Annotated in this window: 19 protein-coding genes; 14 read left to right on the top strand and 5 right to left on the bottom strand. The window is 61.2% G+C overall.

The annotated features are described in order from the left end of the window. Positions 1-42: 42 nt before the first annotated feature. The 7 genes from EJ576_RS17320 (at position 43) to EJ576_RS17290 (ending at position 8,965) form a co-directional block, all read left to right on the top strand. Positions 43-2,700 (top strand): TonB-dependent receptor, encoded by a 2,658-nt coding sequence (locus EJ576_RS17320; RefSeq protein WP_126570764.1) that lies wholly within the window; start codon positions 43-45, stop codon positions 2,698-2,700. A gap of 81 nt (positions 2,701-2,781) precedes the next feature. Then, positions 2,782-3,402, top strand: a complete 621-nt coding sequence (locus EJ576_RS17315) for a heme acquisition protein HasA (RefSeq protein WP_028618028.1) — start codon at positions 2,782-2,784, stop codon at positions 3,400-3,402. A gap of 161 nt (positions 3,403-3,563) precedes the next feature. Further along, a complete protein-coding gene (locus tag EJ576_RS17310) occupies positions 3,564-5,300 on the top strand; it encodes a type I secretion system permease/ATPase (RefSeq protein ID WP_126570763.1) in 1,737 nt (578 codons plus the stop codon). Then, complete coding sequence (locus EJ576_RS17305; RefSeq protein ID WP_126570762.1) at positions 5,297-6,622, top strand: HlyD family type I secretion periplasmic adaptor subunit; 1,326 nt, start codon at positions 5,297-5,299, stop codon at positions 6,620-6,622. Before EJ576_RS17310 ends, EJ576_RS17305 begins: the two co-directional genes overlap by 4 nt. Further along, positions 6,619-7,935 carry a TolC family outer membrane protein gene (locus tag EJ576_RS17300; protein WP_122728015.1) on the top strand — a complete coding sequence of 439 codons (1,317 nt, stop codon included), beginning with the start codon at positions 6,619-6,621 and terminating at the stop codon, positions 7,933-7,935. The genes EJ576_RS17305 and EJ576_RS17300 overlap by 4 nt, the downstream gene beginning before the upstream one ends. A 134-nt stretch (positions 7,936-8,069) precedes the next feature. Then, complete coding sequence (locus EJ576_RS17295; RefSeq protein ID WP_126570761.1) at positions 8,070-8,498, top strand: DUF4160 domain-containing protein; 429 nt, start codon at positions 8,070-8,072, stop codon at positions 8,496-8,498. Next, positions 8,495-8,965, top strand: a complete 471-nt coding sequence (locus EJ576_RS17290; protein ID WP_028618024.1) for a DUF2442 domain-containing protein — start codon at positions 8,495-8,497, stop codon at positions 8,963-8,965. The genes EJ576_RS17295 and EJ576_RS17290 overlap by 4 nt, the downstream gene beginning before the upstream one ends. Here EJ576_RS17290 and trmA read toward each other — a convergent pair. Both trmA and EJ576_RS17280 read right to left on the bottom strand, forming a co-directional pair. Continuing rightward, positions 8,948-10,027: a tRNA (uridine(54)-C5)-methyltransferase TrmA gene (trmA, locus tag EJ576_RS17285; protein ID WP_028618023.1), complete on the bottom strand. Its 1,080-nt coding sequence runs from the start codon at positions 10,025-10,027 to the stop codon at positions 8,948-8,950. The two genes, EJ576_RS17290 and trmA, sit on opposite strands and share 18 nt — an antisense overlap. Beyond that, a complete protein-coding gene (locus EJ576_RS17280) occupies positions 10,024-11,319 on the bottom strand; it encodes an NCS2 family permease (protein WP_122728019.1) in 1,296 nt (431 codons plus the stop codon). Before EJ576_RS17280 ends, trmA begins: the two co-directional genes overlap by 4 nt. A gap of 173 nt (positions 11,320-11,492) precedes the next feature. Between EJ576_RS17280 and EJ576_RS17275 the strand changes: the two genes are divergently transcribed. The 4 genes from EJ576_RS17275 (at position 11,493) to EJ576_RS17260 (ending at position 15,708) form a co-directional block, all read left to right on the top strand. Further along, positions 11,493-11,939 carry a DUF4879 domain-containing protein gene (locus EJ576_RS17275; RefSeq protein WP_126570760.1) on the top strand — a complete coding sequence of 149 codons (447 nt, stop codon included), beginning with the start codon at positions 11,493-11,495 and terminating at the stop codon, positions 11,937-11,939. Between the two features lie 96 nt (positions 11,940-12,035). Next, positions 12,036-12,542 carry a (2Fe-2S)-binding protein gene (locus EJ576_RS17270; protein WP_122728020.1) on the top strand — a complete coding sequence of 169 codons (507 nt, stop codon included), beginning with the start codon at positions 12,036-12,038 and terminating at the stop codon, positions 12,540-12,542. Beyond that, positions 12,539-13,528, top strand: a complete 990-nt coding sequence (locus tag EJ576_RS17265) for a xanthine dehydrogenase family protein subunit M (protein WP_126570759.1) — start codon at positions 12,539-12,541, stop codon at positions 13,526-13,528. The genes EJ576_RS17270 and EJ576_RS17265 overlap by 4 nt, the downstream gene beginning before the upstream one ends. Continuing rightward, a complete protein-coding gene (locus EJ576_RS17260; protein ID WP_126570758.1) occupies positions 13,525-15,708 on the top strand; it encodes a xanthine dehydrogenase family protein molybdopterin-binding subunit in 2,184 nt (727 codons plus the stop codon). The genes EJ576_RS17265 and EJ576_RS17260 overlap by 4 nt, the downstream gene beginning before the upstream one ends. Before the next feature lie 140 nt (positions 15,709-15,848). Here EJ576_RS17260 and EJ576_RS17255 read toward each other — a convergent pair whose 3' ends face one another. Then, positions 15,849-17,099: an MFS transporter gene (locus tag EJ576_RS17255; RefSeq protein ID WP_126570757.1), complete on the bottom strand. Its 1,251-nt coding sequence runs from the start codon at positions 17,097-17,099 to the stop codon at positions 15,849-15,851. A 318-nt stretch (positions 17,100-17,417) separates the two neighbouring features. Here EJ576_RS17255 and EJ576_RS17250 point away from each other — a divergent pair, with 318 nt between their 5' ends. The 3 genes from EJ576_RS17250 to EJ576_RS17240 are packed head-to-tail and all read left to right on the top strand — an operon-like array spanning position 17,418 to position 20,049. Continuing rightward, positions 17,418-18,860: a cytochrome ubiquinol oxidase subunit I gene (locus tag EJ576_RS17250; RefSeq protein WP_016976762.1), complete on the top strand. Its 1,443-nt coding sequence runs from the start codon at positions 17,418-17,420 to the stop codon at positions 18,858-18,860. 1 nt (position 18,861) lies between these two features. Further along, positions 18,862-19,869, top strand: a complete 1,008-nt coding sequence (gene cydB, locus EJ576_RS17245; protein ID WP_126570756.1) for a cytochrome d ubiquinol oxidase subunit II — start codon at positions 18,862-18,864, stop codon at positions 19,867-19,869. Positions 19,870-19,881: 12 nt separating this feature from the next. Further along, on the top strand, positions 19,882-20,049 hold the full coding sequence (locus EJ576_RS17240) for a DUF2474 domain-containing protein (RefSeq protein WP_010206690.1): 168 nt from the start codon (positions 19,882-19,884) through the stop codon (positions 20,047-20,049). A 79-nt stretch (positions 20,050-20,128) separates the two neighbouring features. Here the strand turns inward: EJ576_RS17240 and EJ576_RS17235 are convergent, their stop codons facing one another. Both EJ576_RS17235 and EJ576_RS17230 read right to left on the bottom strand, forming a co-directional pair. Then, positions 20,129-21,253, bottom strand: coding sequence for a methyltransferase (locus EJ576_RS17235; protein ID WP_122728028.1), 1,125 nt, complete (start codon positions 21,251-21,253; stop codon positions 20,129-20,131). 157 nt (positions 21,254-21,410) lie between these two features. Beyond that, positions 21,411-22,121, bottom strand: coding sequence for a LuxR family transcriptional regulator (locus EJ576_RS17230; protein ID WP_126570755.1), 711 nt, complete (start codon positions 22,119-22,121; stop codon positions 21,411-21,413). Between the last annotated feature and the right edge of the window lie 33 nt (positions 22,122-22,154).

The raw sequence follows: 22,154 nt of genomic DNA, 5'->3' as shown, positions 1-22,154 counted from the left end.
ATTCGCATAAACAAAAAACGCTTAGCGCAGGGAACAACAGAAATGTCAGCACTCAACAAGGGGCGTATCACCGTTAGCCGGTTAGCCCTGGCCATCCACTTGGGCCTGTTCGCCGCTGCGGCCCCGGTGTACGCCGCGCAACCTCAGGCGAAGGCTGCACAACCGGCCGTGCTGATGATCGATATCCCTGCGCAATCCTTGGGCAGTGCGGTGCTGGCGTTCGCCGACCAGGCCGGCCTGCAAGTGCTGTTCGACAGCCAGCGTCTGGAAGGCTTGCAGAGTACGGCGGTGAAAGGGCAGTACAGCGTGCAGGAAGGCTTGGCGCGTTTGTTGGGCAATGCACCGGTGGAGTACCGCTTCAACGGCGAGCGCCAAGTCACCCTGACCCGCGTTGAGCAGAGCGGCGCCGCCTTGGCGCTGGGAACCACCACGATCACCGGCCTGCACCCCAACGATTGGGTGTATTCATCGCCCCGCTCGGTGAGTGTGGTCGGGCGCGAGCAGTTGGATCGAAACCCGCCCCGGCACGCCGCTGAAATGCTGGAGGAGGCACCGGGCGTCTACTCGGCGGTCAGCCAGCAAGACCCTGGCTTGTCGGTGAATATTCGCGGCATCCAGGACTACGGCAGGGTCAACATGTCGGTGGACGGCATGCGCCAGAACTATCAGCAAAGTGGCCACCAGCAACGCAACGGCACGCTGTATGTCGACCCGGAGTTGCTGTCTGAAGTGGTGATCGAGAAGGGCGCCACTTCGACGATGGGCGGGGCGGGAGTGATCGGCGGGGTCGCCAACTTTCGCACCGTGGAAGCGGCGGGCCTGCTCAAGGGCGGCAAGGAAATCGGCGGGCGTATCCGCTTGACCACGGGGCTGGGCGGGCGCAGCAACGGCACGCACTTTATCGGCAGCTCGGCGTTTGCCGTGGGCACCGACGTGTGGGACATGTTGGTGGCGGCCAGTGAGCGCCACCTCGGTGACTATCAGCCCGGCACCAAGGGCAGCATTGGTGAGTTGCGCACCGGCAGTTCCTTCCTGCCGGCCAGTGAAGACCGGATCAAGCACTCCACTGTGGAATACACCGGTTCGGTGATGCGTTCGCGACTGCTCAAGCTGGGTCTCAACTTGCCGGTGGATCAGCGTTTGCAACTGAGCTACCTGACCACTGAAGTCGGCTACGACGACGTCAACATGATGACCGCCGAAAAAGCCCAGCTCTGGGAGAAGCTCGGCAGCAGTGACGTCACGGCGCAGAACTTCGCGCTGGACTACAGCTACACGCCGGACAACCCGCTGATCGATTTCAAGGCCAAGCTGTATTACGTCGATACCCGCAATGATCAAACCACGCTGACCCGTGGCAGCAGCAAGGGCTACGACGTCACTTACCAGACCAACACCTATGGTTTCCAGGCGCAGAATATTTCGACCTTTGCCTTGAGCGAACTGTCCGTGATCAAGGCCAACTATGGCCTGGAGTTTTTCTACGACAAGGTCCGCCCGGACTCCAACCAAATGGTGGCCGCCGACTCGGCCGTGACGGCCTCGGCGGCGGAAAGCATCACGCCCAGGGGCGACCGGGCGATGGGCAGCCTGTTCACTCGCCTGGACTACGACTACGACAATTGGCTGAACCTCAACGCCGGGTTGCGCTACGACCGCTATCGTCTGCGGGGCGAAACCGGTTTGAACACCCGTACGTTCATCATTGGCACCACGCGGCAAGTTGGCTTGCCCATGACGTATGACGTGGATCGGGAAGAGGGGCATTTTTCGCCGACCTTCGGCCTGTCGATCAAGCCCGGCGTGGACTGGCTGCAACTCTTTGCCACGTACGGCAAGGGCTGGCGCCCGCCGGCAGTCACCGAATCGTTGGTCAGCGGTCGGCCCCATGGCGGGGGCTCCGAGTCGATCTTCCCCAACCCCTACTTGAAGCCTGAGACGTCCACGTCCTGGGAGGTTGGCTTCAATGTATTGAAGGAGGACCTGCTGTTCTCCGAAGACCGTGTGGGCATGAAAGTGTCCTACTTCAACACCCGCGTGGACGACTTTTCCTATATGGCCCTGGGGGTGCAGCCGCCGGGTTATGGCATCGCCAATATCGGCAATGCGGCGTATGTGAATAACCTGGAGACCACCCGTTTTCGCGGCCTTGAATACCAGTTGGATTACGACGCCGGGTTCGCCTACGGCCAGTTCAACTACACGCGCATGCTCGGCAGCAATAAATTCTGCAGCAAGACCGCGTGGCTGGGCGGTGTGACCAAGATCCAGAAAGGGCCCGGCAGCCGGGCGCCAGTCACTGCGATGGTGCCCGACGATGTGGCCAATGCGGGGCAGAGCTGCAGTGCGATCCTGGGCTCCTCCGAGCACATGCCGATGGACCGCGGCACTGCGACGCTGGGCGCGCGCTTCCTTGAGCGTAAGTTGGATGTGGGCGTTCGCGCTCGCTATAGCGGCGGTTACTACGTCAAAGGCGGCGCGGGTGTGACCACCTCGCAAACCGGCGTTTACCCGGCCGACTGGAAGCCCTACACCGTCTATGACCTCTACAGCAGCTACCGCGCCACCGACCAGTTGACCCTGCGCCTGGCCATGGAAAACGTCACCGACCGCGCCTACCTGGTGCCGTTGGGCGACGTGTTGGCCTTCACCCTGGGGCGTGGGCGCACCTTGCAGGGCACCGTTGAATATCAGTTCTGACCGATTTTGCCCAGTGACGGGCAAAACCACAGCAGGCAGTGGCTTGCTGTGGAGATACCACCCCATGACTTGGAGTTTTGCATGAGCATTTCTATTTCATACAGCACGGCCTACGCCACTAACACCGTTGCCCAGTACCTGAGCGACTGGTCGGCTTACTTTGGTGACCTGAACCACCGTGAGGGTTCGGTTAAAGAAGGTTCGAACACTGGTGGTTTCAATCCTGGCCCGTTCGACGGCACCCAATACGGTGTGTCGAGCACTGTCAGCAACGCGGCAGTGGTTGCTAACGGTGACCTGCATTACACCTTGTTCAATCCGCCGTCGCACACCTTGTGGGGTTCGATCGACTCCCTGGACCTGGGCACTGTCCTGACGGGCGGTGCGGCCGGCGGTACCTACAGCCTCGCCGAGCAGGAAGTCAGCTTCACCAACCTGGGCCTGTCGAGCCTGCAATCCGAAGGCCGTGACGGCCAGGTGCACAAAATCGTGTACGGCCTGATGAGCGGCGACAGCTCGGCACTGGCGTCGGCGATCGACTCCCTGCTCAAGGACATCGACCCAAGCCTGTCGATCAACTCGACGTTCGACCAACTGGCGGCTGCCGGTGTGGCCCATGTGGATTCGGCTGCGGTCGCAGCGTCCGATGTGGCGCTGGTGGGCGTGCAAGATGTGCCTCAGGACTTCGCCCTGGCCGCTTAAGCAAAAAAGCGAATGGCAGATCGCTCTCCCATTCGCCGTTTTACACACCGCTGTCGCCAAGCCTTCTAACTCTTCAGCGACGGCGGTGCCGAATTCTGCGCAGCGTCGCTTTGCCTGTCAACGCAGCGGCGCTGCCCGCTCAACCCCATGAGAATCCCCAGATGCGCCACGCCGGCAACGAAACCCTGGCCGCCCTCACGGCCTATAAAAGTGGCTTCTTCAACATCGGCCTGTTCTCGGCGGTGATCAACCTGCTGATGCTCGCTCCGGCGCTGTACATGTTGCAGGTGTACGACCGGGTGCTGGCCTCGGGCAATGAGATGACCCTGTTGATGCTGACGCTGATGATCCTCGGCCTGTTCGGCCTGATGGGCGCGTTGGAATGGGTGCGCAGCCAGGTGGTGATCCGCCTCGGTACGCAGATGGACATGCGCTTGAACCAGCGGGTGTACGACGCCGCGTTCGAAGCGCAACTCAAGGGCGGCACCCAGGCGGCGGGCCAGGCGTTGCATGACCTGACCACGCTGCGCCAGTTCGCCACCGGCCAGGCGTTGTTCGCGTTCTTCGATGCACCTTGGTTTCCGGTGTACCTGCTGGTGATTTTTCTGTTCCATCCCTGGCTCGGTGTGTTGGCGCTGGTCGGCGCGCTGCTATTGATCGTGCTGGCATGGGTCAACCATCACGTCAGCCAGGCGCCGATGGCCTTGGCCAGCCAACTGTCCATCAGCGCCAGCCAGCAGGCCACGGCCAACCTGCGTAATGCCGACACCATCGAAGCCATGGGCATGCTCGCCACGTTGCGTGCGCGTTGGTTCGGCCAGCATCAGGCGTTTTTGGCGCAGCAGAACCTGGCGAGTGAGAAGACCGCCACCGTTACCGCGTGGTCCAAGGGCGTGCGCCTGGCGTTGCAATCCCTGGTGTTGGGCCTGGGCGCCTTGCTGGCAGTGCAGGGCGAAATCACGCCGGGGATGATGATTGCCGGCTCGATCCTGATGGGCCGCGTGCTGAGCCCCATCGACCAGTTGATCGGCGTGTGGAAACAGTGGGGTTCGGCGCGCCTGGCCTTCGATCGGTTGTCGCAGATGCTGGCGGCGAATCCCGCGCGCCCGCAGCGCATGGCGCTGCCGGTGCCCAAAGGCCAACTGGGCGTCGAACAAATCAGCGCCTGTGCCCCCGGCAGCCGTCGGCCCGCGCTGGCCAATCTGGGCTTTAATCTGGCCGCTGGCGAAGTCCTGGGCGTGATCGGGCCGTCGGGCTGCGGCAAATCTACCCTGGCGCGGATACTGGTAGGCGCTTGGGCGCCCCTGGCCGGCAAGGTGCGGCTGGACGGTGCCGATCTGGCCTTGTGGGATAAGCAGCAATTGGGCCCGCACATCGGCTATCTGCCTCAAGACATCCAGCTATTCGCCGGCAGCATCGCGGAAAACATCGCGCGGTTTGCTGAGGTCGATGCGGATAAAGTCCTCGCGGCTGCACAAATGGCCGGCGTGCATGAGCTGATCCTGCAACTGCCCCAAGGTTACGACACGCAATTGGGAGAGGGCGGCGCCGGGCTGTCTGGCGGCCAGAAACAGCGCGTCGCGCTGGCCCGCGCGCTGTACGGCCTGCCCGCGCTGATCGTGCTGGATGAGCCTAACGCCAACCTTGATGAAGTCGGCGAGCAAGCTCTGCTCCAAGCGATCACCCAGCTCAAGCAGCAGCGCCGAACAGTGATCCTGATCACCCACAAACCCAACGTACTGACCCTGACCGACCAGTTGCTGATCCTCAAGGAAGGTCAGCTGCAGGCCTTCGGGCCGACGGCGCGTGTGCTGGAGGCACGGCAGAAACCGGCAGCGCCCAAACCGGTATCGACCATGAGCATGAGCTACCGCCTCGGTGAAGGAAAACAGGCATGAACCAGAGTAAACCTGTGTTGGTGAGCGACACACCAAGCAACGTGCTGGCGCTGGATGACAAAAAGTACTCGCGCCTGGGCTGGCTGTTGGTACTCGGCGGTTTTGCCGGATTCCTTGGCTGGGCGGCACTGGCTCCGTTGGACAAGGGCGTGGCAGTGCCGGGCAAGGTCATGGTGTCGGGCCATCGCAAGACCGTGCAGCACCCGGCCGGGGGCATCGTCGAGCGTATCGACGTGCGCGACGGTGACGTGGTTGACGCAGGCCAGGTGTTGTTGCGCTTGAAGGAAACCCCGTTGCGCGGGCAGATGCAGTCTCTGCGCAGCCAGTACCTGGCGTCCCTGGCCAGCGAGGCGCGCTTGAGTGCCGAAAGTGAAGGGTTGTCGGCGATCACCTTCGGCCCCGAATTGCTCAACGATCCGGAGGCGGCGGCCACCCTGAGCCTGCAACGGCAGTTGTTCAATAGCCGCGCCCAGGCCTTGGCCACCGAGCAACAAGGCCTGCGTGAAACCATCGCCGGGGCGGAGTCGCAACTGCGGGGCACGCGGGATTCGCAAGCAAGCAAAGTCCAGCAGCGCGCGGCGTTGAATGAGCAACTGCAGGGCCTGCGTGAGTTGGCGCGCGAGGGTTACATTCCTCGTAATCGCTTGCTCGACAGTGAGCGACTGTACTCACAGATCGACGGCGCCATCGCCGAGGACTACGGTCGCATCGGCCAACTGCAACGCCAGGTGATGGAACTGCGCCTGCGCATCCGCCAGCTCGGCGAAGACTTCCAGAAAGACCTGCGCGGCCAGTTGGCCGAGACCCGCACCCGCAGCGATGACCTGCGCAATCGCCTGGCGTCGGCCGAGTTCGAATTGGCCAACAGCCTGGTGCGTGCGCCCGCAAGCGGCGTGGTGGTGGGGTTGGACGTGTACACCGAAGGCGGCGTGATCAAGCCCGGCCAGGCGCTGATGGACATCGTGCCCCAGGGCGAGCCCTTGCTGGTGGAGGCGCGGGTGCCGGTGCAGATGGTCGACAAGGTGCACCCCGGCCTGCCGGTGGAACTGATGTTCTCGGCCTTCAACCAGTCCACCACACCTCGGGTGGCCGGCGAGGTGACATTGGTCTCGGCGGACCGCCAGGTCGATGAGCGCACCGACGAGCCCTATTACACGCTGCGCGCCCAAGTCAGCGCGGCCGGCATGCAGCAATTGGACGGCGTGCAGATCCGCCCGGGCATGCCGGTGGAAACCTTCGTCAGGACCGGCGAGCGCTCGATGCTCAACTACCTGTTCAAACCCCTGATGGATCGCACTCATATGGCCCTGGTGGAAGAATGAAGGCGCTGTTGTTGACCTTGTGTTTCGGTTGTACCTCGACGGCGCACGCCCTGGGTTTGCTGGATGCCTACGACTTGGCCCTACGCAATGATCCGACGTTTCAGGCAGCGATCCAGGAGCGTGAAGGCGGTGAAGAAAACCGTGCGATCGGTCGGGCCGCGTTGTTGCCGAACTTGTCGTGGAGCTATAACAACTCGCGCAACGAGTCCGAAGTGACGGCGGGAGATGTCAAAAGCGACCGTGATTACCGCAGTTATGCGTCGACCCTGACCTTGCAGCAACCGCTGCTGGATTACGAAGCCTACGCGCGTTTTCGTCAGGGCACCGCGCAGGCGTTGATGGCCGACGAGCGCTTTCGCGGCAAGAGCCAGGAACTGGCGGTGCGGGTGCTCAATGCTTACAGCCAGGCGTTGCTGGCCCAGGAGCGTATCGAGCTGAGCCGTGCACAGAAACGCGCGTATGCCGAGCGCCTGCAACTCAATGACCGCCTGCTCAAAGGCGGCGAAGGCACGCGCACCGATGTGCTGGAAACCCAGGCGCGCCTGAGCCTGGCCCAGGCCGAGGAAATCGAAGCCCAAGACACGCAGGACAGTGCCCTGCGCGAGCTGGAAGCCATTGTCGGCCAACCGCTGCAAATCGAAGAACTGGCGCCGCTGACGCGCCAATTCGAGATTGCGCCCCTGGAGCCCAACCGTTTCGAGACCTGGCGTGAACTGGCCATGGCCAACAACCCTGAACTCAAATCCCAGCATCACGCCCTGGACGTGGCTTCCTATGAAGTGGAGCGTAAACGCGCTGGTCACTTGCCCAAGGTCAGCCTGTACGCCACCAGCCGCCAGACCAACTCCGACTCGGAAAGCAGCTACAACCAAAAGTACGACACCAACACCGTCGGCATCCAGGTCAGCCTGCCGCTGTTTGCCGGTGGCGGCGTATCGGCCTCCACGCGGCAGGCGGCGAACCAGCTGTCCCAGGCCCAATACGAGCTGGACGCGCAAACCTCGGCCACGCTGGTGGAGTTGCGCAAACAGTTCAACCTCAACACCAGCGGCGCGGCCAAGGTGCGTGCTTATGAAATGGCCGTCAGCTCTGCCACGGCTTTAGTCGCTGCGACGAAAAAGAGTGTGGCCGGCGGTGAGCGGGTCAACCTCGACGTGCTCGACGCAGAACAACAACTCTTCACCGCCCGCCGCGATTTGGCGAGTGCACGACATGCGTATCTGCTGGCGAGGATTCAGCTGAAGTATTACGCGGGGTTGCTGAGCGAGCAGGACTTGCGGGCCTTGGCGGGGTATTTCCAGCCTTCGGCATGAGTGGTTACAACCCGGCATTCGCCGGGTTTTTTGTGCTTACTAATCTGTGAATCAGCTTCGGGAAATGGAGCCGGTTGTCGGGTGACAGGGGAAAATTGTTACCAGGCGGAAAATAACCTAACGGATGGGTTACGATGAGAGTAGGCACTTACAAAGGATATGTGATTTCGGTGTTTATCAGGGATGAGCATTGCCCGCCCCATGTGCATGTGCGGGGGAACGAATGGGATGCGCGTTTTCGTTTCAGCTTTCTGAATGGGGAAGTGGAGTTGTGGGACGTAGAGCCTGAGCGACGGCAACCACCCATGGCGGTTTTGAAAGAACTACGCGGGGCGGTCATGCAGCGGCACTACTTGGCGCGGGCACGCAGGATCTGGTGGGAATACCTGCAGACGGTCTGCCTGGAGAATCATTCCTGGGATTGGGAGGCGCGCGAGGTGTTGCCTGGGCTCATCATTCAGCCGGGTGTTTATGTGACCGCGCGCGCCCGGCACGATGTTGTGGGGCAGAAAACAATTTTGAACCTGGTCAGGGCGCCGGGTTTTGTGGAGATTGAACTATGAAGCAAATCGTAAAAGCCAAAGCTGTACCCTATAAACCACTCACTGAGGCCGACGTCGAAAAGGCGATAGCCCGAGGGCGCAAGACACGGCACCTTTATGCCCGCGCCAGTTCTGTGCGTTATGAAGACAACTGCATTTCCATCGGCTTTAGCGACGGCAGTCGTGTTGTACTGCCGGTGGCTGGCCTGCCCGAGTTCGCGGGGTTTTCCTTGGAGGACTTTGCGCAACTGGAAGTCGGCTTTGGCGGCAAGGCGCTGTGCTGTGAGGCCCAGGACCTTGATGTTTCAGTCACGGGCCTGATTGCTACCAGCAAACCGCTGATGGACCTGGCCACCAGCCTGGTCGCCTCGCGCAATGGCCGCAAAAGCAGCGCCGCCAAAGCCGCCGCCGCCCGCGCCAATGGCAAGAAGGGCGGACGGCCGCGCAAGAAAGAACCAGAGGACGTTGAGTTACCGCCGGGTCAATAACACCCCGGACTCCATATGGTGGGTCCACGGGAACTGGTCAAACAGCGCACACTGGGTAATCTTGTGCGTGTCGTGCAGTTGCGCAATATTCGCCGCCAAGGTCTCAGGGTTGCAGGAGATGTACAGGATGTTGTCGAAGCGTCGGGTCAGTTCGCAGGTGTCCGGGTCCATGCCGGCGCGCGGTGGGTCGACGAAGACGCTGCCGAATTCGTAACTCTTCAAATCGATACCGTGCAGGCGACGAAACGGACGCACTTCGTTCAGCGCTTCGGTGAGTTCTTCGGCAGAGAGCCGCACCAGCGTGACGTTATCTACCGCGTTTTCATCGAGGTTGCTCAGGGCTGCATTCACCGAGGTCTTGCTGATTTCGGTAGCCAGTACTTTGCGTACACGCGTAGCCAGGGGCAGGGTGAAGTTGCCGTTGCCGCAATACAACTCCAGCAGATCATCTGGGCGATCACCCAGGGCTTCATAAGCCCAGTTGAGCATCTTCTGGTTCACCGTGCCGTTGGGCTGGGTGAAGGCGCCTTCAGGTTGGCGGTAGCTGAAAGTGCGGCCGCCGACGTCGAGTTTTTCCACCACGTAGTCATGGCCAATCACATCGCGCTTGCCCTTGGAGCGGCCGATGATGCTGACATTCAAGTCAGCCGCCAGCTGGTTTGCGGCGGTGTGCCAATGCTCGTCCAGCGGGCGGTGATAGCACAGGGTGATCATCGCGTCGCCGGCCAGGGTGGTGAGGAACTCCACCTGGAACAGCTTGTGGCTCAGGGCCGCACTGGCTTGCCAGGCGGCCTTGAGTTGCGGCATCAACTGGTTGATGCGCAGGCTGGCGATGGGAAATTCTTCGATCAGGATCGGCGTGCGCTTGTCGTCCTGGGAGAACATCGCGTAGTGGCGCTCACCGCCTTCGCGCCACAGGCGGAATTCCGCGCGCAGGCGGAAGTTCTGCAGCGGCGAGTCGAAGACCTGCGGCTCTGGCGCGTCGAACGGGGCCAGTAGGTCACGCAAACGCGTGACCTTGTCTTGCAGTTGAGCGGTGTAGCTTGCGGCGTCAAAAGTCATGCGTTGAACCAGCCCAGCTTGATCACAAACAGAATCGACAGAATCACCAATGCCGGGTTCAGCTCACGGTAGCGGCCCGAAAGCAGCTTGATGGCGGTCCAGGCGATGAAACCGAAGGCGATGCCGTTGGCAATGGAATAGGTGAAAGGCATTGCCAGGGCGGTGACCACCACTGGCGCTGCAACCGTGATGTCGTCCCAGTCGATTTCGGCCAGGCCCTGGGTCATCAGCACCGCCACGAACAGCAGTGCTGGCGCGGTGGCGTAGGCCGGTACGCTGGCGGCCAGTGGCGAGAAGAACAACGCCAGCAGGAACAGGATCGCGACCACGATGGCGGTCAAGCCGGTACGGCCACCGGCGCTCACGCCCGCAGCCGATTCGATGTAGCTGGTGGTGGTCGAAGTACCCAGCAGTGAGCCGGCCATGGCGGCGGTACTGTCGGCGATCAGTGCACGGCCCATTTTTGGCATATGGCCGTCTTTGCCCATCAGGCCGGCACGCTTGGCCACGCCGATCAGGGTGCCCGAGTTATCGAACAGGTCCACGAACAGGAACGCGAAGATCACACTGACCAAGCCGATATCCAACGCGCCTTTGATATCCAGCTGCAGGAAGGTCGGGGCCAGGGACGGTGGTACCGAGGTCACACCGATGAACGGGGTGAAGCCCAATACGATGGAGGCGATGGTCACCGCCAGGATGCCGATCAGCACCGCACCGCGCACGGCCAGGGCCTCCAGTGCAACGATCAGCACGAAACCGAGGGTAGCCAGGATCGGCGCAGGTTGTTTCAGGTCGCCCAGGCCGACCATGGTGGCTGGGTTGCTGACCACGATCCCGGCGTTATGCAGGGCGATCAATGCCAGGAACAGGCCGATACCGGCGGCAATCGCCGAGCGCAGCGGCAGTGGGATAGCATTGATGATCCATTCACGAATACGGAAGATCGACAGCAGGAAGAACAGCACCGCCGAGATAAACACCGCACCCAGCGCAACCTGCCAGGTATGGCCCATGTGCAGGACCACGGTGTAAGTAAAGAAGGCGTTGAGGCCCATGCCGGGCGCGAGTGCGATCGGGTAGTTGGCGATCAGGCCCATCACGGTCGAACCGATGGCGGCCGCCAGGCAGGTCGCGACGAACACCGCGCCTTTGTCCATGCCGGTCTCGCCGAGGATGCTCGGGTTCACGAACAGAATGTAGGCCATGGCCAGGAATGTCGTGATGCCCGCGAGGATCTCGGTGCGCACGTTGGTGTTGTGTGCCTTGAGTTGAAACAGCTTTTCCAGCATGCCTGCTCCCAGTGACGCTCTGTGGCGTCGTGATTTGTTGACCTCTAAGTCAAAGCACAAACTGCGCCAAGCGCCTGTGGTTTCAGAGAGGATCGGAAAAAGCGGCGCATCATACCAGCAGCCGAGGCCTTGAGGCATACTGCGCCGACGTTTAAACCAAGGTCATTTGCAGCATGAAAAACGCCAGCCCGTGGAGTCTAGCCCTGATCCCCTGTATCAGCCTGTTGCTCGGCGCAGCACCGGCCTGGGGCGCGACTGCACCGCCGTTGAGCGAAGTGCGTGTATTCCAGGTCGAGTCGGCAGCGTGTAAGGAAAGCATCCCCGAGCGCGCGCAGAGCACACAGATGTGTACGCACCGTGGGCCTACCAAGGTTTCCGTCATGGAGGTGGGCCTCGGTAACAGCCCCATGGGTCGCTTCGATGGCGCTGAATTGAATGGGCAACGCACGGCGGTTTGCCAGGTCGGCAATATCAGCGAAGTGTGCGACGGCGCGGGCACACTGATGGGCTACATCTATGTGTTTGACCTGAATGTCGAGGCCCAAGGCTGGTTCCAGTACAGCAATTCCTCGATCAACCCCCCGCAAAACACCCTGACCACGCAGCTCAATATCCGCTGATCAATCACCTTGAACGCTCATTACCCCGGGAAGTCGTACCCCTGAGACGGCGATTTCCCTGAACGCCGCGGATGTCCACCAACCCGTGAGGTGTTTATGAGCGCAACCCCCAATGGCGCGGCGGCCCAACCGTTCGTCAGCCACTCGATACGCCTGAGCCTCAATGGCCAGGATCGCGAACTGGATGTATTGCCCTGGACCACATTGCTCGACCTTCTGCGCGAGCAACTCGACCTTGTCGGCAGCAAAAAAGGCTGCGACCACGGCCAATGCGGGGCCTGCACGGTGTTGCGCGATGGCAAGCGGATCAATGCCTGCCTGACCCTGGCGGTGATGTGCGACGGCGCCGAGCTCACCACCATCGAGGGCTTGGCCGACGGCGACCAACTGCACCCGATGCAGCAAGCCTTCATCACACACGACGCCTTCCAATGCGGTTATTGCACCCCCGGCCAGATCTGTTCGGCAGTTGGTCTGGCTAATGAAGGACGAGCCCACGACACCGCCCAGATCCAGGAGCTGATGAGCGGCAACCTCTGTCGTTGTGGCGCCTACAGCAATATCCGCGATGCCATTGAAGAAGTCGTGGGAGGTGAGCGATGAATCCCTTCCACTACAGCAAGCCGGCCGATGTGCAGGAAGCTGTGCACCTGAGCAGCGCCGCCTCGCGTTTTATCGCCGGCGGCACCAACCTGCTGGACTTGATGAAAGAAAACATCAGCCGTCCCGAGCATCTCATCGATATCACGGGGTTGCCGTTAAATGAAATTCAAGCAACCACCGAGGGCGGACTGCTGATCGGCGCTCTTGTGAGCAACGCCGACCTGGCCTGGCACCCGCTGATCGAGCAGCGTTACCCACTGCTGTCCCAGGCCATCCTCGCTGGCGCCTCGCCGCAACTGCGCAATATGGCCAGTACCGGCGGCAACTTGTTGCAGCGCACCCGTTGCTACTACTTTTATGACGCCACGGTGCCTTGCAACAAACGCGAGCCCGGCAGCGGCTGCCCGGCACGCACGGGTCTGAATCGCATTCATGCCATCCTTGGCGCCAGTGAACAGTGCGTCGCGACGCATCCTTCCGACATGTGCGTGGCGTTGGCGGCGTTGGAAGCGCGGGTGCATGTGGAAGGCCGTGCAGGTGCTCGCGTTATCGAGTTTGCCGACTTCCATCGCCTGCCCGGCGATGCGCCGCAGCGTGACAACCAATTGGCTGACGATGAGCTGATTACCGCCATCGAACTGCCCGCCGACAATCTGGCAAACCACAGCAACTACCTGAAAATTCGCGACCGCGCTTCCTATGCGTTCGCCCTGGTGTCCGTCGGGGCAGCTTTGGAGCTGGACGGCGACCGTATCGTCGACGCACGTCTGGCCCTGGGTGGCGTAGCCCATAAACCCTGGCGTGATCGCGCGGTGGAAGCCGCGCTGATCGGCCAGCTCGTCAGCCGCGAAACCTTCAGCCACGCCGCCGACGCGCTGCTGCAAGACGCAGAACCTCTGGAACACAACGGCTTCAAGATCAAGTTGGCGCGCCGGGGCATCATTCGTGCCCTGAGTGACGCCGCTGTTGCAGGAGAACGCCCATGACCGCCATCGGCAAACCCTTGGACCGGGTCGACGGTCTGCTCAAGGTCACAGGCAAAGCGCGTTACGCCGGTGAGTTTCCCGAGGACGGCCTGCTGCATGGCAGCGTGGTGTCCAGCACCGTCGCCAAGGGCCGCGTGCTGCGTATCGACGCTTCCAGGGCGTTGGCGCTGCCGGGGGTGGTGGCGGTAATTGATCACCTCAACCGGCCAAGAATCGCCAGCTACGACGACGCTTTCCAGGACGACGATGCGGCCGACGGCTCGCCGTTTCGTCCGCTCTACAACGACCGCGTGCTGTACAGCGGCCAGCCCCTGGCCCTGGTGATCGCCGACAACCTCGAATTGGCGCGGCATGCCGGCTCTCTGGTGGAGATCGAGTACGCAACCGAAGCCTTCGAAACCGACCTGCTGGCCATGCAGCAGCAGGCTCACGCCTCGCCGCAAACTCCGCCCAAACCCCGCGGTGACTTCCAGGCAGTATGGACCGACGCCGCCGTCAGCCTGGACGTGCATTACAGCACGCCCATCGAACACCACAACCCGATGGAGCCCCACGCCAGCACGGTGCTGTATCAGCCGGACGGCACCCTGCATATCCATGACAAGACCCAGGGCCCGCAGAACTGTCAGGCCTATGTGCAAAAAGTTTTCGGCCTGGAGAAAAGCCAGGTACGCATCTTTGCCGCGTTTGTCGGCGGCGCGTTTGGTTCCGGCCTGCGTCCGCAGTACCAATTGCCGTTGGCAGTGATGGCCTCGTTGGCGCTCAAGCGTTCGGTGCGGGTAACGCTGACGCGCCAGCAAATGTTCACGTTCGGCTATCGCCCGCGCACTCTGCAGCGCCTGCAACTCGGCGCTGCCGCTAATGGGCGCCTGCTGGCGTTGGGGCACACCGCCATTGGCCAGACTTCGCGTTTCGAAGACTTCAGCGAACACGTCGTGGAATGGAGCGGCATGCTCTACCACTGCGACAACGTGCAGCTTACTTATAAGTTGGTGCCCCTGGACGTCTTCACGCCTTTGGACATGCGCGCGCCGGGCGCCGCCCTCGGCGTGATCGGCCTGGAGTGCGCTATGGACGAGCTGGCCTGCGCACTGGGGATGGACCCGGTGCAACTGCGGCTGATCAACTACGCCGAGCGCAACCAGAACGAAGACAAGCCCTGGTCGAGCAAAGCCCTGCGCGAGTGTTACCGCGAAGGCGCCGAGCGTTTTGGCTGGAGCCAGCGCAACCCGGAACCGCGCAGTATGCGCGACGGCCGCCAGTTGATCGGTTGGGGCATGGCCGGCGGCGTGTGGGAAGCCATGCAGATGAAGGCCAGCGCCAAGGCGCACATCGATGCGCAGGGCAAGCTGACCGTCAGCAGCGCCACCACCGATATCGGCACCGGTACGTACACGGTGATGACCCAGATCGCGGCGCAGGCCAGCGGTGTGGCGGTTGAAGATGTGGCGTTTCTGCTGGGCGATTCATCATTGCCCACCGCGCCGTTGCAGGGCGGTTCATTCACGGTGTCCTCCGTCGGTACTGCCGTGCAGCAAGCCTGCGAGGCCTTGAATGCCAAGCTGCTGAACATCGCACGGCAGACTTACCCGGTGTTCAAGGACGCCGAAGCCGTGCGCTTCGAAGACGGTCTACTGCATACCGGCGACGTGAGTGTGTCGCTGGCGCAGTTGGTCAAGGACAGCGGCGAAGACGCGCTGCAAGTGCAGGTCGACAGTGAGCCCGACAAAAAACGCGAGGGCTACAGCACCGCCACCCACTCAGCCGTCTTCGTCGAGGTGCAAGTGGACGAAGACCTGGGCACCATCAAGGTCCGCAGGGTGGTCAGCGCGATTGCCGCCGGACGTGTGGTCAACCCGAAGATGGCCCGTAGCCAGATCCTCGGCGGTGTTGTATGGGGCATCGGCATGGCATTGCATGAAGAAACCCAGATCGACCATCAGCTGGGGCGCTATATGAACCACAGCCTGGCGGAGTATCACATTCCGGTTAACGCCGATATTGGCGACATTGACGTGGTGTTTGTCGAAGAACACGACGAGATCGTCAACGCCCTTGGGTCCAAGGGCGTTGGGGAGATCGGTATCGTCGGGGTGGCAGCGGCGGTGGCCAATGCGATTTATCACGCCACCGGCAAGCGGGTGCGGGAGTTTCCCATCACGCTGGATAAGGTGCTGTAACGCAAATCTTCAAGCCAGTGAAGATCAACTGTGGGAGCTGGCTTGCCTGCGATGGCGATCGCTCATGTCCTGATGAGGTGACTGGCACACCGCGATCGCGGGCAAGCCCGCTCCCACATTTACCCTATTTCAACATTAGGTTATGTGGCGGGCTTGATAGCGGGTTCTTCCACGGGCACATGCATGCGGTCACGGTTGGCCAGGGTCGGGAACAGCTTGATCCAGACCCCGGTCACCACCAGCGTACCGATCCCGCCCATGACCACGGCGGGCACGGTGCCGAACCAGTGGGCGGTAATCCCGGATTCGAACTCGCCCAACTGGTTGGACGCGCCGATAAACAGGCCGTTGACCGCACTGACCCGCCCGCGCATTTCATCCGGCGTCTCCAACTGCACGAACGAGGCGCGGATCACCATGCTGATCATGTCCGCCGCGCCCAGCACCACCAGCACCGCCAGGGAGAACCAGAACGAGGTGGACAGGCCAAAGGCGATGGTCGCCACGCCGAACACGCCGACGGCCGTGAACATCACGCGGCCCACATGGCGGTCCACGGAAAACCGCGCCAGCCACAGCGACATCAACAACGCGCCCACCGCCGGCGCCGAACGCAGCAGGCCCAGGCCCCAGGCGCCGGTCAACAGGATGTCTTTGGCAAACACCGGCAGCAACGCGGTGGCGCCACCCAGCAGCACGGCGAACAGGTCGAGCGAGATGGCACCGAGGATATCCGGGCGGCTGCGGATGAAGCGGATGCCGGCCAGCAGAGAATCCAGGGTGGCCTTGCCTTTGTTGAGTGGTGTCTGGCGGGCGGGCAGGTTGAGGGTCAGCACGCAGGCGATGAGGTACAGCACTACCGTGGGGCCATAGACCCAGACGCTGCCAAACGCGTAAAGCAAACCGCCGAGGGCGGGTGCGACGATGGTTGCCAGTTGCTGGGCCGACTGCGAGGAGGCCACGGCTCGCGGGAATAAAGTGCTGGGTACGATGCTGGGCAGCATCGCCTGGGTGGTGGGCATTTCAAACGAACGCGCGGCACCGAGCAGGAAGGCGAGGATGAAGATCATCTCGCGGGTCACATTGCCGGTCAGCCCGCCGATGGCCAGGCTCAAGGCAATCAGTGCCTGCACGGTCTGGCAGATGGCGGCGACCTTGCGCCGTTCATAGCGGTCCGCCACATGCCCGGTGTGCAACATGAACAGTACGCGAGGCACGAATTCCACCAGGCCGACCAAGCCCAGGTCCAGCACATTGCCGGTCAGTTGATAGAGGTTCCAACCGATAGCCACGGTGAGCATCTGGAAACCGCTGGCGGTAAAGATGCGCGCCAGCCAGAACGCGATGAAAGGGCGGTGGTGACGCAACAACAACGCGGGTTCACTAGGCATCGGGGATTCAGGTCAGGGCCGGAGGGAGCGCCGAGATTATCATCAAGTTGTAACAGATAGTTGCAAGAACTGATCTGAGGCAGTCTGTCACGCGGCAAAAGACCACACAGTTCAATCCCGAAAATGGGACTACTCTTTCAGCAATGCTTGATCCAGATCAATGTCCGCCTGGGCATCGATCTGGCGGCCTTAGGGCCAGATTCCCTACGCGGTGGGTTAAAAAAAGAAACGAATTGAAATTCGCCAGACTCCATATCCGTGGGGGCAGTGGGTGCAGGCTCCCGCCAGCAGCCGGTATTACCTGACAGAGGAAGACTTATGTTCGGTTTGGAGGCGCTAGATCTCGCCCGAATTCAATTCGCGTTCACCATCTCTTTCCACATCCTGTTCCCGGCGATCACCATCGGCCTGGCCAGTTACCTCGCGGTGCTGGAAGGCTTGTGGCTCAAGACGCACAACGACACCTACCGTGACCTCTACCATTTCTGGTCGAAGATCTTTGCCGTCAACTTCGGCATGGGCGTGGTCTCCGGGTTGGTCATGGCCTACCAGTTCGGCACTAACTGGAGCCGTTTCTCAGACTTCGCTGGCGCCGTCACCGGGCCGCTTCTTACGTACGAAGTGCTCACGGCCTTCTTCCTCGAGGCCGGTTTCCTGGGCGTAATGCTGTTTGGCTGGAACAAGGTGGGGCGCAATCTGCACTTCTTCTCCACCGTGATGGTGGCCGTCGGTACGCTGATTTCCACGTTCTGGATCCTCTCGTCCAACAGCTGGATGCAGACGCCCCAGGGCTTTGAAATCATTGATGGCCGTGTGATCCCTACCGATTGGTTCGCCGTGGTCTTCAACCCCTCGTTCCCTTATCGCCTGGCGCACATGGCCACGGCGGCGTTCGTAGCGACTGCGTTCTTCGTCGGCTCCTCGGCGGCCTGGCACTTGCTGCGCGGCAAGGACAACCCGGCGATCCGCAAAATGCTCTCGATGGCCATGTGGATGGCCCTGATCGTCGCGCCTATCCAGGCGGTGATCGGTGACTTCCACGGGCTGAATACCTTGAAGCACCAGCCGGCGAAAATCGCCGCGATTGAAGGTCACTGGGAAAACATCGGCAACGAACCGACGCCGTTGATCTTGTTCGGCTGGCCGGACATGAAGGAGGAAAGGACCAAGTACGCCGTCGAGATCCCGTACTTGGGCAGCCTGATCCTCACCCACTCCTTGGACAAACAAGTGCCGGCGCTCAAGGAATTCCCACCGGAAGACCGCCCTAACTCGACCATCGTGTTCTGGTCGTTCCGGGTCATGGTCGGCCTGGGCTTCCTGATGATTTTCACCGGTCTGTTCAGCCTCTGGCTGCGCCGGGGCGACAAGATGTACACGTCCAAACCGTTCCTCTACCTGGCGTTGTGGATGGGGCCTTCCGGCCTGATCGCGATTCTTGCCGGCTGGTTCACCACCGAGATCGGCCGTCAGCCGTGGGTGGTGTATGGCTTGATGCGCACGGCGGATGCTTCATCCGGGCATAGCCTGGCGCAGATGACGATCACCCTGGTGTTGTTCGTGGTGGTGTACTTCGCGCTGTTCGGCGCAGGCCTGGGCTACATGATGCGCCTGGTGCGCAAGGGCCCTGTGACCCACGAAAGCACCGAGCCAACCCACGGTGGCCCTGGCCAGAAACGCACACCGGCCCGTCCGTTGTCCGCCGCCGATGATGATGGCAACGATGACGACCACACCCACATCCAGCACAAGGGGCATTGAGATGGGTATTGATCTTCCGCTGATCTGGGCCGTGATCATTATCTTCGGCATCATGATGTACGTGGTCATGGACGGCTTCGACCTGGGTATCGGCATCCTGTTTCCGTTTATCCCCGGCAAGACCGACCGTGACGTGATGATGAACACCGTGGCCCCGGTCTGGGACGGTAACGAAACCTGGCTGGTACTGGGCGGCGCGGCGTTGTTTGGCGCATTCCCGCTGGCCTATTCGGTGGTGTTGTCGGCGCTGTACCTGCCGCTGATCCTGATGCTGATCGGGCTGATCTTCCGTGGCGTGGCGTTCGAGTTCCGCTTCAAGGCCAAGGACCATAAGCGTCACCTGTGGGACAAGGCGTTTATCGGCGGTTCGCTGGCGGCGACGTTCTTCCAAGGCGTGGCACTGGGGGCGTTTATCGACGGCATTCCCGTGGTGAATCGCCAGTTTGCCGGTGGTTCACTGGACTGGGCCACGCCGTTCACACTGTTCTGTGGCGTGGCGCTGATCGTCGCCTACGCCTTGCTCGGCTGCACCTGGCTGATCATGAAAACCGAAGGCCCGTTGCAGGAAAAGATGCACAACCTGGCACGGCCACTGGCCTTTGTGGTGTTGGCGGTGATCGGCATCGTGAGCATCTGGACGCCATTGACGCACCCGGAAATTGCCTCGCGCTGGTTCACCCTGCCGAATCTGTTCTGGTTCCTGCCGGTGCCGATTCTGGTATTGGTGACCATGTACGGGCTGATCCGCGCGGTGGCGCGTAATGCGCACTACACGCCATTCCTGCTGACGCTGGTGCTGATTTTCCTGGGCTACAGTGGTTTGGGCATCAGCCTGTGGCCGAATATCATTCCGCCCTCCGTGTCGATCTGGGACGCCGCCGCACCGCCGCAGAGCCAGGGCTTCATGCTGGTCGGCACCTTGTTCATCATCCCGTTCATCCTGGGCTACACCTTCTGGAGCTACTACGTGTTCCGCGGCAAGGTCACCCACGAAGACGGTTATCACTAGGAGGGTCGTTTCATGTCCGGCAAACCTTCGTTGCACGAGATCGAACAGGCCGAGAAACAGCCGTTGTGGCGGCGCCTGGGGTGGCTGGCGATGATCTGGACCGGCAGCGTGCTGGCCCTGTTTGTCGTGGCCAGCCTGATGCGCATGTTCATGAATGCGGCCGGCTTGACCACCCACTGACATCCCGATCCGGGCCTGACGGCTCGGCTTTCCAACCCTGCTTTTCGCGAGAGAAGCAGGGTTTTTTTATTTACGGGGTTTATTTACGGGCTTTGAGGATCACGAACTTTGGCGTGGTGGCGACTTGCTCGACACCCCGGAACAAGCGCGCCAGTTTGGTGTGATAACCCAGATGACGGTTGCCGACTATATAGAGGGCACCGCCCACCACCAGCGCTTCACGCGCCTGCTGGAACATGCGCCAGGCGAGGAAGTCACCGACCACCTGTTGTTGATGGAAGGGGGGGTTGCACAGAACGACGTCCAGTGAACCGGGTTCCTGGCCGGCAAGGCCATCGGCGGCGCGTATGACTACGTCGCGATCACCGAGGGCGGCTTGCCAGTTTTCGGCCGCCGATTGCACGGCCATATAGGACTCGTCTACCAAGGTGTACTGCGCTTCGGGGTTTTGCAGGGCGCTGGCAATCGCCAATACACCGTTGCCGCAACCCAAGTCCGCCACACGTGCGTTGCCCAGGTTTTTCGGCAGGTGGGGCAGGAACGCGCGGGTGCCGATGTCCAGGCTTTCGCGGCAGAACACGTTGGCGTGGTTCAGCAGTTCGATAGACGGCGTGTCCAAGGTGTAACGGGTGGGGTAGGGCGAGACTGCAGTTGGACGGTCTTGCATAGTGGCAATCAGCAGTCGCGCCTTTTTCACCGCAAGCGATGCCTGCATCGGCCCGATGTAACGCTCCAGCAACTCGCCCGCTGCCCGTGGCAGGTGCTTGATCATTGCCCCGGCGATAACTTGAGCGCCCGGCGCGAGTTGGCCCTGCAGGCGGATCAGTTGCTCTTCCAGCAGTGCCAGGGTTTTCGGTACGCGGATCAGCACACAGTCGAAAGGCCCAGCCGGAACCTGGCTGGCGGGGATGAATGCCACTGCATCAAACGCCTTGCCGTTACGTACCAGGTTCTTCTCCAGGCCCTGGGCAGCGAGGAACGAATCACCGCTGGACGTGACCTGAACCTGCCCCTGAAGGCTGGCGGCCAGCGCGCCGAAGCTGTCATTGAGCACCAGCACGCGAGTCCCAGCAGTCGGTTGCTGCTCGGCCAGATAGTTGAGCAGGTATTCGTCGGCGGCATCGAAGGCTTGTAGCGGATCGTTATGTTGCTCTGGCTGACGGATCAGGTCGAGTTGGGCGAAGGGGCTTTCGAGCAGGGGCATGGCGGGGGAGGCTCTGGGTCGTCGATGGGAGTCCGGCAATCGCTGCAGAACCCTCTGAGTGAACTACGGTGCGGGCCGGGGGGCAGCATCAACACTCAGAATTGACTGTAAATGTTACTTTTTTTCCAGAGGGATTACATGCGGTGTTTCCAGGCAATTAAAAACAGCCCATTTGGGATGCCCTGAGCACTGCGGCGATCTTGTTATTGACCCCCAGTTTCTTGAGTGCACTGGCGATGTGAAACCCTATCGTACGCTCTGACAGGCACAGGATTGTGGCGATTTCTGCGGCGGTCTTGCCCAAGCCTGACCATTTGAGGATTTCGGTTTCCCGCGGGGTCAGTTTGCAGGGAGGTTTGAAACTGGGTTCGTCGGCAAATTTCTGTGCCACCACCGCATGCAGGGCATGACACAGCCACAGCACCTGGCCGGCTTTTTCATACAACTCTTCCGGGCTGACTTCACCTTTACTACGACCCAGGGTCAGCATGCTGAAGACACCCTGGAAATCATGTACTGCTTGAGTCCAGCCTAGGTGCACGCCATGGGATTGGGCCAGTTGCCATAAACTGGGTGCGGCACCAAATGCCTTTTCTTCCCAGAGGATGGGCAGTACGCAACGTTTGCAATGGGCTACAACGGGGTCTACATCGAAAAAGTGTGCTCGTTTGTAGAGGTTGTTCCATTCGTTTGGGTAGTTGTTTATGTGGATTGGTTTTGTTTGGTTATTGGGTAGTTGAGAACTCATCGTAAAGGAACAAAATTGGAAGCCAAGTTCTAACGTGTGATTGAGGGCCATTTCAAAAACACTGGTTATCTGGTTCTCGCCTTCCAGTTTGGGGAGTCTTGTGTTGCGCCAGCTAATCATTGGTCACTCTCCATGAGATCCTACTGGCTGCGG

Origin of the sequence: Pseudomonas sp. C 49-2 (assembly GCF_003970195.1) — a bacterium.
GTDB classification, from domain to species: Bacteria; Pseudomonadota; Gammaproteobacteria; order Pseudomonadales; family Pseudomonadaceae; genus Aquipseudomonas; species Aquipseudomonas canadensis.
Note: the sequence above shows the minus strand (reverse complement) of the source record. Positions and strands in the feature narration are given on the sequence as shown.

Excerpts from the sequence above, each read along its gene's own strand:
- EJ576_RS17240 (WP_010206690.1), top strand. The coding sequence starts at position 19,882 with ATGTCCGGCAAACCTTCGTTGCACGAGATCGAACAGGCCGAGAAACAG.
- EJ576_RS17270 (WP_122728020.1), top strand. The coding sequence starts at position 12,036 with ATGAGCGCAACCCCCAATGGCGCGGCGGCCCAACCGTTCGTCAGCCAC.
- EJ576_RS17250 (WP_016976762.1), top strand. The coding sequence starts at position 17,418 with ATGTTCGGTTTGGAGGCGCTAGATCTCGCCCGAATTCAATTCGCGTTC.
- EJ576_RS17315 (WP_028618028.1), top strand. The coding sequence starts at position 2,782 with ATGAGCATTTCTATTTCATACAGCACGGCCTACGCCACTAACACCGTT.
- cydB (WP_126570756.1), top strand. The coding sequence starts at position 18,862 with ATGGGTATTGATCTTCCGCTGATCTGGGCCGTGATCATTATCTTCGGC.
- EJ576_RS17265 (WP_126570759.1), top strand. The coding sequence starts at position 12,539 with ATGAATCCCTTCCACTACAGCAAGCCGGCCGATGTGCAGGAAGCTGTG.
- EJ576_RS17280 (WP_122728019.1), bottom strand. The coding sequence starts at position 11,319 with ATGCTGGAAAAGCTGTTTCAACTCAAGGCACACAACACCAACGTGCGC.
- EJ576_RS17290 (WP_028618024.1), top strand. The coding sequence starts at position 8,495 with ATGAAGCAAATCGTAAAAGCCAAAGCTGTACCCTATAAACCACTCACT.
- EJ576_RS17230 (WP_126570755.1), bottom strand. The coding sequence starts at position 22,121 with ATGATTAGCTGGCGCAACACAAGACTCCCCAAACTGGAAGGCGAGAAC.
- EJ576_RS17260 (WP_126570758.1), top strand. The coding sequence starts at position 13,525 with ATGACCGCCATCGGCAAACCCTTGGACCGGGTCGACGGTCTGCTCAAG.
- EJ576_RS17305 (WP_126570762.1), top strand. The coding sequence starts at position 5,297 with ATGAACCAGAGTAAACCTGTGTTGGTGAGCGACACACCAAGCAACGTG.
- EJ576_RS17235 (WP_122728028.1), bottom strand. The coding sequence starts at position 21,253 with ATGCCCCTGCTCGAAAGCCCCTTCGCCCAACTCGACCTGATCCGTCAG.
- EJ576_RS17320 (WP_126570764.1), top strand. The coding sequence starts at position 43 with ATGTCAGCACTCAACAAGGGGCGTATCACCGTTAGCCGGTTAGCCCTG.
- EJ576_RS17275 (WP_126570760.1), top strand. The coding sequence starts at position 11,493 with ATGAAAAACGCCAGCCCGTGGAGTCTAGCCCTGATCCCCTGTATCAGC.
- EJ576_RS17300 (WP_122728015.1), top strand. The coding sequence starts at position 6,619 with ATGAAGGCGCTGTTGTTGACCTTGTGTTTCGGTTGTACCTCGACGGCG.
- trmA (WP_028618023.1), bottom strand. The coding sequence starts at position 10,027 with ATGACTTTTGACGCCGCAAGCTACACCGCTCAACTGCAAGACAAGGTC.
- EJ576_RS17295 (WP_126570761.1), top strand. The coding sequence starts at position 8,070 with ATGAGAGTAGGCACTTACAAAGGATATGTGATTTCGGTGTTTATCAGG.
- EJ576_RS17255 (WP_126570757.1), bottom strand. The coding sequence starts at position 17,099 with ATGCCTAGTGAACCCGCGTTGTTGTTGCGTCACCACCGCCCTTTCATC.
- EJ576_RS17310 (WP_126570763.1), top strand. The coding sequence starts at position 3,564 with ATGCGCCACGCCGGCAACGAAACCCTGGCCGCCCTCACGGCCTATAAA.